Source organism: Aerococcaceae bacterium DSM 111021 (assembly GCA_020112395.1).
GTDB lineage: Bacteria > Bacillota > Bacilli > Lactobacillales > Aerococcaceae > Ruoffia.
The window spans coordinates 1-3,575 of sequence record JACCEK010000005.1 but is presented as its reverse complement, the minus strand read 5'-3'; the positions used below and the strand labels follow the sequence as shown (position 1 = coordinate 3,575).

Annotated in this window: 1 protein-coding gene, 6 tRNA genes and 1 rRNA gene; 7 read left to right on the top strand and 1 reads right to left on the bottom strand. The window is 36.3% G+C overall.

Translation table 11 applies throughout. The features are described from left to right. The first annotated feature begins 6 nt into the window (after nucleotides 1-6). From rrf to HYQ40_11175, 7 genes are all read left to right on the top strand, one after another. Nucleotides 7-122 (top strand): 5S ribosomal RNA (gene rrf, locus HYQ40_11205). Between the two features lie 19 nt (nucleotides 123-141). Further along, a tRNA-Asn gene (locus tag HYQ40_11200) sits at nucleotides 142-214 on the top strand. 34 nt (nucleotides 215-248) lie between these two features. Beyond that, nucleotides 249-321 (top strand) — tRNA-Thr (locus HYQ40_11195). Between the two features lie 85 nt (nucleotides 322-406). Continuing rightward, a tRNA-Leu gene (locus HYQ40_11190) sits at nucleotides 407-492 on the top strand. Nucleotides 493-523: 31 nt separating this feature from the next. Next, nucleotides 524-597, top strand: a tRNA-Arg gene (locus tag HYQ40_11185). An 8-nt stretch (nucleotides 598-605) separates the two neighbouring features. Continuing rightward, nucleotides 606-679, top strand: a tRNA-Pro gene (locus tag HYQ40_11180). A 10-nt stretch (nucleotides 680-689) separates the two neighbouring features. Next, nucleotides 690-762: transfer RNA gene (locus HYQ40_11175), tRNA-Ala, on the top strand. 135 nt (nucleotides 763-897) lie between these two features. Here the strand turns inward: HYQ40_11175 and HYQ40_11170 are convergent. Continuing rightward, on the bottom strand, nucleotides 898-1,155 hold the full coding sequence (locus HYQ40_11170) for a transposase (protein ID MBZ6528324.1): 258 nt from the start codon (nucleotides 1,153-1,155) through the stop codon (nucleotides 898-900). Nucleotides 1,156-3,575 lie beyond the last annotated feature (2,420 nt).

The following is a 3,575-nucleotide window of genomic DNA, read 5'->3' as shown; positions in this document are numbered from 1 at the left end:
ACAATGTGTGGTGATGGTAGCAAGAAGGATACACCTGTTCCCATGCCGAACACAGCAGTTAAGCTTCTTAGCGCCGATGGTAGTTGGACTTTTGGTCCTGTGAGAGTAGGTCGTTGCCATGCATTGTTTATTTTTAGTCATTCCGCAATAGCTCAGCTGGTAGAGCGCATGACTGTTAATCATGATGTCGTAGGTTCGAGCCCTACTTGCGGAGTCTTTTTTTTTACACAAATTCAAATATGATATTTGCCGTTTTAGCTCAGCAGGTAGAGCGCTTCCATGGTAAGGAAGAGGTCGCCGGTTCGACTCCGGCAAATGGCTTAATCTTATTGAGATTTGAAGACTCATTTTGTTGTAAACTAGAAGGAACATTTTATAGCCAGATTGTAAGTACTATCGGCATTTTGCCGGGGTGGCGGAACTGGCAGACGCACAGGACTTAAAATCCTGCGGTGGGTGACTACCGTGCCGGTTCGATTCCGGCCCTCGGCATAACACATTTGTGTTAGTTAATTAAATAGTTGCACCCTTGGCTCAATTGGATAGAGTACCTGACTACGAATCAGGCGGTTGTAGGTTCGACTCCTACAGGGTGCGTATAGTTTCGGGAAGTAGCTCAGCTTGGTAGAGCACTTGGTTTGGGACCAAGGGGTCGCAGGTTCGAATCCTGTCTTCCCGATTGATATAATGGGGGATTAGCTCAGCTGGGAGAGCGCCTGCCTTGCACGCAGGAGGTCAGCGGTTCGATCCCGCTATCCTCCATATTAGATCAAAAAAAGAGATGTAGATTTTAAATCTATATCTCTTTTTTTATTCCTATGTTTAAGTGACTCTCTATGCAACGATAGTTTGTGTTGTGTTCTCATCTTTAAAGAAGAGCGGACGTCTCTTTTTGGTCTATCTAACCAGTAAGTTCTGAGTAATCAAAATACGATAACGTAAGTAATTAAAGTTCAGATATCCATACCCGCTGCGTTTTATGTTCTTGATTTTGTTATTGGTGCCTTCAATAATCCTATTGGATAACGTGTATGTCAAACTATTTTCAATCGCGGGTAAGTACTTTTCAAGCGTTTGAAAGGTCGTTCGGACCTGTTGCCAGATGAGTTTTTCCCGTCCCAGATGCTTCGATACAGACGATGTTTTTTCTTTTATATATAAATTGCAGTGAGACTATTTATTCCTTTTTGTCATTGTCTGGTAGTCGAATGTTTGGGTGCCATTGGTAAGTATCAAGCGATTTTGAACTCGTAAACGTCGACTGTGAAATGAGTAGGGTCAATCCGTCGAATTTCTTTGGCCTCAACCTCAAGTTTCCTTCAATATATTGTCTCCACCTTGTTTAAATGACTCGTCAACTATCGTAAGCCATCCAATCTACATCACTGATATTTTTTCTCATTTTGAGTGATTATTTTGTAAAACGCTCGTTTAATTCGGTCATAGAACACTAGACTAACAGCACGACTATTCAATAAAGCCTTTGATAAAGTAAGTGGAGGTCTTCGATGCTAAATTAAGCTTGGAAGCGTCCCGATAAATATTTCCAGTTCCTCGAATAGATAAACTTAGATGATTGTTGCTTCCAATCTTTCAGAGTTTCTGACCAATGAATAGCGCGTTGTCTATGCATATAAAGACGATAATCTTCAGCCTATACTCCCCCCATAAACGTCATCACTCGATAACGATTCCAAGTGAGGTAAACCAGTAGTCTCAGATGGCAGTAGGTATTTAATAAAGGGACTCGAGTTTGATTAATCATATTTTATTGTGTTTATTCACTCGCACTTCCATCTCTTATGATAGGTGATAGTATTCATTCGGTACAACTAAACACTAATGTTTCTCCCTCTGCCACAATGATTCTATCCGAATATTTTTTTCATGCCCAATGGCAGAGTTACAGACTTGACCTTGAAAGTCACAGTGCGTCGCACTTTGTTTAATCAAACAACTGTTTTATCCCGGTGAATAGAAACTCCTCATTTTCACTGGGTAATGCGACCAAAAAACTTGCATTACTAACGGGGTATTTGGCTGCAGAGTTATGTAGGTTTGCGCTGTAATCTTCTACACTTTTATCTTTCTATAAGCATTAGAGTTTTACTTAACTTTATTGGCTATTAAAAGAGAAAGATTTGGATCGCAAAAGTATGATTATGTGAATGATTGAAGATACGATATACATATGAAAATACATATAATTAAAATTTACTGAACAGAAATCGGTTAAAGCTATATATAATCAAATTTTAAATATTATGCATTTCGGTAGATATATCTTCATATACACATAGGCATAACAATAACTTAGATTTCATTACTTTCATATGAGTCAACAAGGATTTTTACTTCTAAGTATTATAAATTAACAACTCTTTTATAAGAAATTATTTGAATATGTTGTTTTTATTTATAATGAAGGATTAAGATAAATAATATGCAAAAAACTATATAAGCAATAGGACTATTCAGTAGTTATGTCAGATAAGGGATATTGTTAGAAGCCTGAGGATGTTAACGAGTTTATACAAAACCAGGAACTGTAGAGGATTGGAGTCTTGAGGCATTAGTGCAATAAGGAGACAAGGAGTCAGACCACCACAGTTCATTGGAATAAAGAAATCAAGATATACGTTTTGCTGTATGCTTTATAGAAAGAACGCATCAATTTAAGAAGCAATATTTCACAGATAACTACACAATGGCTTATCAAACTCTAAAATATGTCCGGGGATATTCCTGGTGAGAAAAAAACACCTTACTAATTTAGCAGAAGTCTATCAACCAATAAGTAAGAAGCTAAATCAATGGCTCCAGTTATATATATACAGTATAGTAAGGGGAGTGTATATAAAGTAAATAATGTATAGTAAAATAATTAGTATAAGGAACCAATCTCTTATTATTGATTGTAACTTAAGGAGACTATATAGAAGGAGCATACATGATCCGTAAATACATTGAACGGTTAACTGGATAAATTATACACAACTTTACTATTATAACGTTAAATTACAAATCAAAGCAGTTACTAAACTTATTATAGTAGGGATATTAAAGGTTTTTCAAAAATACTAAATAATAGTATTGACAGAGTGGATCATCAGATGATACTATATATAGGTTGCTAACAGAGCAACCGAACGATTTAAAAGTCGGTGGAAATAAGTTAAATAAAATATTGACATCGAGATCTAAATCGTGGTATTATATAAAGGTTGTCAATTGAGACAGCGACGAACTAGACGATCAAATCAAAACGATTTGAAAAGAAGTTCAAAAAAGGTTTGACATGATGATATGAAACATGGTATCATTAAGACCTTGTCACGTGAGATGTGACGAAAACAAAAACATTTAAAAATAAGTTTGAAATAAGTTTAAAATAAACTTGACATGCTTGTCACATAAATGTTATACTTATAAAGTTGCATCACAACCGCAACGAAAGCTCATTGAAAACTGAACAAAGATAAACACACCAAATGTGTAATGGGGTCTGTTGATTTATCAACGGACACAACCAAACAATTCGATCTGGATGACCACCAGTATAAAAAGGGTCAACA